Annotated in this window: 4 protein-coding genes and 1 pseudogene; all 5 read right to left on the bottom strand. The window is 40.0% G+C overall.

Annotated features, from left to right (window positions below):
• Nucleotides 1-713 (bottom strand): annotated as a pseudogene (locus tag BIW53_RS03330) (MFS transporter); the annotation flags it as partial.
• 171 nt (nucleotides 714-884) lie between these two features.
• Nucleotides 885-2,951, bottom strand: coding sequence for a PKD domain-containing protein (locus tag BIW53_RS03325; RefSeq protein ID WP_070990401.1), 2,067 nt, complete (start codon nucleotides 2,949-2,951; stop codon nucleotides 885-887).
• A 261-nt stretch (nucleotides 2,952-3,212) separates the two neighbouring features.
• Nucleotides 3,213-3,395: a hypothetical protein gene (locus BIW53_RS20825; protein ID WP_070990400.1), complete on the bottom strand. Its 183-nt coding sequence runs from the start codon at nucleotides 3,393-3,395 to the stop codon at nucleotides 3,213-3,215.
• A gap of 413 nt (nucleotides 3,396-3,808) precedes the next feature.
• The gene (locus tag BIW53_RS03315) at nucleotides 3,809-6,481 is read right to left on the bottom strand and encodes a PKD domain-containing protein (protein WP_070990399.1); all 2,673 of its coding nucleotides are present in this window, start codon (nucleotides 6,479-6,481) and stop codon (nucleotides 3,809-3,811) included.
• Between the two features lie 282 nt (nucleotides 6,482-6,763).
• Nucleotides 6,764-7,981 (bottom strand): MFS transporter (locus BIW53_RS03310; protein WP_070990398.1); only part of this gene is annotated, 1,218 nt, incomplete at its 5' end.

The following is a 7,981-nucleotide window of genomic DNA, read 5'->3' as shown; positions in this document are numbered from 1 at the left end:
GTAACTGACATATACATAGCAATTTCCTTGGCATTCAAACCAGCTTGACTTGCAAAGGTGGGAGCTAAGCCATAAAAGCTGCCATTAATGATCCCTGCAAAACATACAGCGGTCAGTGATTGAGGCACTCTTTTAAAGTAACCCCATAAGCTGACCTGGAGGGGCTTGAGAGGTTTCGGGTGTATCCTACGTGTTATTGAAATTGGCACAATACCAAACGACAATGCAATGCAGATAAGAAACAGCGGAGCGTACCCCAACTGTGGGAATTGCGATAGTGCAAACTGACCTACAACCATACCCAAATAGGACGTTAACATATAAAATGAAAACACACGTCCACGTTGCTCTGGCGCCGCTTGTTCATTGAGCCAACTCTCTAGCACCATGTAATTACACATCATTCCTAAGCCTACCACCAAGCGTAGTACTAGCCATATGTAGATGTTGTCGCTAATACCATGGCTTGCGACACAGGCCGTTACAACCGCGGTACTAGCAGAAAAAGCTCTGATGTGACCAACAGATTTGATCAAGTGGTAACCAAGTTTAGAACCAAATAATAGGCCGATGTAGTAAAACGAGGTGAGCAGCCCAATTCAAAATGTTGAGATGTTATGTTGGCCAAGATACAGGGCAAGGTATTTGGTCAGTAAGCCGGAACCACCCACCAAAAATAGATTCGTAAAATATAACGATGGAAATGATTTCATAAAGACAAACTTAGCTGTTTCATTAATTGAACTTTAAGAGGTTGATAATAGGCGGGAAATTAGGTTTTTCCAAGCAAAGCTATTGATTGGCTCGGTAAAACTGACATTAAAATGATTTAGGGCACCTTCTTAAGAGCGCTGACGGGAAGTCAGCGCTTTAAAGTAAGTTTGCTAGTAGTAATTATCGCAGTAAAAATCAAATTCAAGGTATGCCTTAATCCTGAGGGTCCAATACAATTCACTCTTATCTCGACATAGATGCTTTCCGCCGCCACCATCTTCTCTTATTAGTAGATACTGTAAACTGTGGAGGTTTGCTAAATCAGCATAGTTCTTCATGGCATAGCTATCAACTATCTTTAAAATCTTGAGATTTTTTAATTGTGAAATTGGCGTGAGACTTGTTCTCCTGGAATTATAAAGCTCCAACTCTTCTAGCGCAGAAAGCTGGGAAAACGGGGTAAAATCCTCAACGTTATTAGTATGTTTAAGGGTCAACTTTTTGAGGTTACTTAATAGTGATATCGGCATAAGATCTGTTGTCGCAGAATTCCAAATATTAAGTTCCTGCAATGAAGGAAACTGAGTGAGTGCAGTTAAATCATCGAACCCATCGAGCGTTAAACTTGTGAGCAATGAACTGCTCCCAAGCTCAGACAAGTGATCCGAATTTTCGTTACTGTTACTATCCTTGCGAAGTGAAAGTGTTTTAAGCTGGGCAAACTCGCTGATGTTTGGTAGCTCATAAAGGTTGTTGGTACCAAGTGACAGGTGTTGTAGTTCCGTATGATCGTAAATGTTATTCAAGTTGTTTAACTCGCGAATGTGCAGAGTCAGACTCTCAAGCTTATTAAGTTGACTCAGAAGGGCTAGATCAAAAGGAGCAGAATTGTCATATAAATCTTTAGAATACTCGACGCTTAGTTTGGTGAGGGAGGTAAGTTGAGAAATCGCTTCGTAGGGCACATGGCTGTCCATGAGTATGAGTGAAGTCAAACTAGGTAGAGCGCTTAAGCTATCAGGATTCTCCACTGGCATAGTCTCTCTAAGCGTGAGTGTGGTTAGTTCTGAAAGTGGTTTGAGAGTGTCTATATTGATTTGAGGTTCAAAATGTTCTTCACATTCATAGTAGTCAGTGTCTTCTATTTCCAGTAACTTTAACTTGGTAAGACTTGAAAGGAAGTTGAAATCTTCATAGCATCCGTCTTTAATTGACAGCATTTCTAGCTCGGACAACGATGCCAATTCGCTGCTTGTCAATACGTATGAGCTATCTAAAGTTAGCTTTTTTAGCTGAGATAACGATGACCATGTATTTTGGTCACTATGCGCATATATATTTCTAAAACTCAGCTCGGTTAAGGATGAGGGGGCCATGGAGAAGTCAAAATCAATAAGCCTAAACATACGCCTAGAAATAACTTCAAGTGAAAAAGACGTTAGACTTTGCATATTTGAGATATCTAAGTATATGTGCACGGGGAGAAATGAATCATTAATGATAGAAAGCGACTTAAGGTTGGTTAAGTTGCTTAACTCTGAGAATTCATTTTCTGGCATATAATCCAATGTTAGGCTTTCTAACTGAGTCATCGTGCCAAGATTTGCTAAATCGGTTATTTCGCTCTTTACAAACTTGGCCGACACCAGTTGTGTGAACATCTCTAAACCCTCCAAAGATTTGATAGGGTTATAAGTACATTCAATGGCAGTGGCACCCATATCTAATTGTGCATCCATTAGGCATTTTAATAATGCTTTGTCAGGTATCACAGCCCTTGATGGCTGAGCGTACGCATTGAGTGTCACAACAAACTCTTTGCTCGTCGTTTCGTTGTTATCATTAGTGATGCTTAATCTAAGGGTGACAGTTTCATCTTCGATAATATCAGGCGCAATGAACTCAACCGTGTTGCTGTCAGTGCCCTCTAATTCAACGGTTTTTCCAGCCGTTTGTTCCCATGCAAAACTCTTAATTGAACCAAAACTATCTGACACTTGCGCAGAAAATGAGAACGTATCTCTTTCTATAACTTCTAGCCCTTCAGCTGGTAAAATTGGACTGTTGTCCTCAGGCTCTGGAGTGGGTTCTGGAGTAGGTGCTGGAGTTACAATATCTGGAGTTTTTCCGCTGGTATTGTCTGGGGCATTGCTACCGTTATCTCCACTACCACATGCCGTTAATACAAGCACAAATATTGAAAGTGCTAGTCCCTTAGTGTTGAGTATCTGTTTCATACTACCCTTATGAATTATTAAATTTAATTGTTGTTAGCTTTAAGGTGGGGATTGTATTCTTTTTAGGAAAAACTGTACAGTGTGGCTTAATGGTGTACCAACAACATTGTATTTACAGGAGTATAGTAATGTGTAGGCCTGTAGTGAGGTTATGGCAAGGCATATGCAAGGTTGATATTTTCGTCGATTTTAGATAATCACTGGACACAACCTAAAGTGATTGTGTCATAGGGGGATAGGTATTGGGCTTAAAATTACCCTTTAGTATTGTGGCACTTTCAAAGATGTACCGTTTATCTGAATATCTTTAAACTTGGCTGGAGTGATTTGATATTCCTCAGCAAGTAATGCGTCGACTAGCTCCTTGTCACGACTCTGTACGGTATAGTTAAAATACATGTGCGTTGTGGGCCAATTACTTTTGTCTAAGTAAAATAAAACCATTGTCTGGTACAGGTTCGATTATCTATACTGATGTTGAGCTCAATAATTTGTGCGTTGCTGACGTTTATCACTTCAATTTTCATAACACGCAGTGTAAGACAGAAAAAACGACAGAACAATATATTTCTAGAAATATCGAAATATATTGTTTTGCTAAATATCGAAGATAATCTTAACCATTTAAATTTAAATAAAAATCAGCAAAATACTTAAAGAACCAATCGCGATTGAACTGTATGAAGGTTTATCTGAGGTAATTGGTATAGAGCTAAGCAATGAGCAAATAGGGCGATGTTGCATAGGTTGCTGATTGGTAATTTAGGGTGATAGAAGGTAATTGAGAAAATGTATCTAGCGAGTTATCTTTAAGAGAAAATTAGGGGCGCATCGACTCGATGGCCCCATAGGAGAAGTTAGTTACAATGGCTATATTTACTGATATAAGTGTTTGGCAAAGCGGCTACTAACCCATCTATTTGCGAACACTCATAAGTGTAGTGCTGATATATTGATAGACGCTCAAGTTGTGTTAGTGAATACAGTGGTGTTAAATCACTAATTCTTGTATGCGACAAGTTGAGACGGCTTACATTGGTAAAGTTTGCCAACAGGTGTGTATTTGTTAACTCGCTCCACTCGAAACTGAGGTTTGTAACATGAGGTGCTTCAAAGCCATCCAAATCGAGTATTCCTGAGTTGTTTTCTACATTAAATTCTGTAATCGTCTCGGGTAAAGAGAGTCCTCGAAGCGTGCTTAATTGGCTGTAGTAAAATGTTAATGTGCCCAAGTTAGTTAATTGGCTCATATCTACGCTATTTACAAGATTCAAGGTTTGACTTGACGTTAAGGTCAAGCGTCTAAGGTTGGTATATTGTTCTATACCTTCTAGCGAAGAAATTGAGTTGTCAATTGATAAATGTTCCAATGAAAGTGCATCAAAGTAACGATTTGAACGTATGTACTCTCTTAAGTTTTCATCAGCAATAGCATCAAGATCGACCAATATCTCGATACAACTACTCGGTAAATGTAAAGACGCAGTTTCTTCAAAAGTCGTACGCAGTGTCTCTAGATCTGCACATAGTAGGCTATTGCTAGAGAATATGTTCAGAAACTCAAGGTTATTGAGTTTAGATAACTCATTCACATGATTAAGCTCATGAAAACCACTAAGGGTCAGTTTTTTAAGTTTTTCTAGTTGTGAAACTGGCGTGATACTATCAGCTTTTGAACTACGGATTTCCAACTCTTCGAGTGCCGAAAATTGACTAAGTGCATTTAGGTCGTTGTTGTTGTTAAATCCACTGATGATTAGGCTTTTCAGTGAGGAACTGCTGCCCAATTCGTCGAAGTTTGTTGGGCCTTCGTCATAGTAATAACTGTTGTTAGTTAGGTTTAATGTATGGAGCTTAGTAAGCTCGCTGATGCTTGGTAGAGCGATAAGGTTATTGGTGTTGATTGATAAACTTTGTAGCTCTGTAAAGTTCGATATTTGTTCTATGTTGGTCAATTGACCAATTTTAATACTGAGCTGCTCTAGTTGATCAAATTTGCTAATTGATTCAAGGTCAAAAGAACCTTCTAAGTATCTGTGTTCGAGTCTAAGCTTAGTCAGTGATGTAAGCTCGCTAACTACTTCATATGATACATTGTAATCAAGCGAATCTAGAGTTAAGTCAGTCAACGCTGGTAAAAATGCTAGCCACGCGACATCAATAATTTGTGGATTCTCGCCAATTTCTAAGCTTACCAGTTGTGTTAAGTCTTTTAAGAAGCTTAACGAGTTCAGGTTATTATTGTATAAACTGAGCGTATGTAGTTCGCTAAGAGCATTTAGGCTTGAGATATTTTCCAATAGAATGCCATGAAGAGATAGTTCCGTTAATCCCGAAAGCTCTTTGATGGAACTAATATCAAATAGGCGGTCAGATGAGGCGTAGTCGAACTCTACTTTTAGAGAGGTCAACTTGCTAAGGTGCGCAACAAAGCTTAAATCGCTAATGTTGGTATCTAAAAGTGACAGTTTCTCTAGGTTAGGTGTCAATGCAAATGCACTTGGGTCGTTAACATTCAGACTAGCGAATGCGATTTCTTTCATGTTTGACATGTTTGTCAAAAAAGACAAAGAGTTAATACTGCCAACATGCTCTAAACTTAATTTCTCTAAGTGAGAGAGCGATGATAAGGCGCTAGCACTATGTGTGCCTAATCTGGCTAAATGTAGTTCAGTTAACGAAGTTGGAAGCGCCGAAAGGTCAAAGTCGTTGTAGTTAAATACATTCTCATATTGCAATGTAAATGACGTTAGATTCTGTAAGTATGAGAAATCAATGCTAGGACTTATTGCGTTATCTTTAATATTGATTGCTAGAGATTTTAATAAACTTAAGCTGTTTATAGCCGAATAGTCAGTCACCGGGTTATTACGCAATGCTAGGCTCTCTAATTGTACTAGCGAGCTAAGCGTGTCAATATTTTCAAGTTTAGTGTTTTCAAGCTTGATTGATACCAGATTCGATAGCTTTTCAAGGCCTGATAAAGACTTGATCGGGGCATCAATACATTCGATGGCAGTTGCACCCATATCTAGTTGAGCGTTGTTCAGACATGCTAATAATGCTTTGTCGGTGATAACGCTCTCAGAAGGCTGGGCATAAGCATTTATTGCAATAACGAACTCTTGGCTGGTCGTAGCATCGTCATTATCGGTGACACTTAGCTTGAGAGTGATGGTTTCATCTTCGGTAATATCTGGTGCAACGAACTCTACTGTGTCAGTGTCTGTTCCTGATAGCTCAACAGTTGTTCCTGCAGTTTGTTCCCAAACGAAACTCTCTATTGAACCATTACTATCTGAAACTTCAGCTGTAAATGAGAACATATCCCTTTCTGTAACCTGAAGATCTTGCGTAGCAGAAATTTCAGGAGCTGCGTTTTGAGGTTCAGGAGCCGGTGTTACAATATCAGGAGTTTTTCCGCCAGCAGTGTCTGGAGTTTTGTCATCGCCACTTCCACCACCGCATGCAGTTAATGCGAGCGTAAGCATTGATAACGCTAATCCCTTAGTGTTGAGTATCTGTTTCATATTACCGTTATTACCTTTAAAGTTTGCATTGTTGTGAAATTCGAAACGCGGATTGTATGTTTTTTAGGAAAGAATGTACAGTATGAGGTACGAATAAAGTGTGGTATCTGCAATAGGTTATGGATAGTTTAATAGTTAGTTTTCAAAACAACGACTTGGCACATATAAATAGATAAGGCGTTGTTATTCAGAGGAGTTGGGGAAATCAATAAAGGTTGTTTTCCGATGATTTTAGGGCAAAAGCGGACACAATATAAACTGATTGTGTCCGTGGCCGATATTTTATATCTGGTCTACTTTATCTGTTTGTTTGTCATGAAGTGGTTGGTCACTATGTTCTTCCTCGTAGACTGAAGCTGAGTCAACATCTTCATCAACAACAAGCATTTGCTCCTGGGCTGTTTTATCTTCAATACGCGGGTCTAAGGTGGCAGCCAATGGAGAACTGGTGATATCAGAGGTGGCGGCAATGTAATCACTGGGTTCGGGTTGCTCCGCTTTTTGCCTTGCGTTGATATAAGTTAACAGCAAGTACATCACAACCGTTAGCAGCGCAAATGAAGCATATAGTGCGTGTGGGCCGAAATAGGTCATCACTTGTGCGATACTCGCTGAACCGACGCTAGCTCCAGCGCCAAAAGCAACCAATAAAGAAGAGGAGACTCCGACTCGATGTTCATCATCAACTCTTGAGTTAGCTAATGCGGATGACAGCGGATAGAGTGTAAACGCAAACAAACCAAACATGAATGTAAGCCAGTAGCTTAAAGGTGCTTGTGTTGGCAAAAAGAATAATGCTAATGACACGACACCAATAATTAAAGCATTAGTTCGTAGCAAGATACTGCGGCGTATCCTGTCAGACAGCAATCCCATTGGCCACTGAGCCAGTAAGCCAGCAACTATGGTAACTGACATATACATAGCAATTTCCTTGGCATTCAAACCAGCTTGACTTGCAAAGGTGGGAGCTAAGCCATAAAAGCTGCCATTAATGATCCCTGCAAAACATACAGCGGTCAGTGATTGAGGCACTCTTTTAAAGTAACCCCATAAGCTGACCTGGAGGGGCTTGAGAGGTTTCGGGTGTATCCTACGTGTTATTGAAATTGGCACAATACCAAACGACAATGCAATGCAGATAAGAAACAGCGGAGCGTACCCCAACTGTGGGAATTGCGATAGTGCAAACTGACCTACAACCATACCCAAATAGGACGTTAACATATAAAATGAAAACACACGTCCACGTTGCTCTGGCGCCGCTTGTTCATTGAGCCAACTCTCTAGCACCATGTAATTACACATCATTCCTAAGCCTACCACCAAGCGTAGTACTAGCCATATGTAGATGTTGTCGCTAATACCATGGCTTGCGACACAGGCCGTTACAACCGCGGTACTAGCAGAAAAAGCTCTGATGTGACCAACAGATTTGATCAAGTGGTAACCAAGTTTAGAACCAAATAATAGGCCGATGTAGTAAAACGAGGTGAGCAG

It is taken from the genome of Pseudoalteromonas byunsanensis (assembly GCF_001854475.1).
Lineage (GTDB): Bacteria > Pseudomonadota > Gammaproteobacteria > Enterobacterales > Alteromonadaceae > Pseudoalteromonas > Pseudoalteromonas byunsanensis.
The sequence above is the reverse complement of the archived record's forward strand: the minus strand, read 5'-3'. Positions and strand labels throughout refer to the sequence as shown.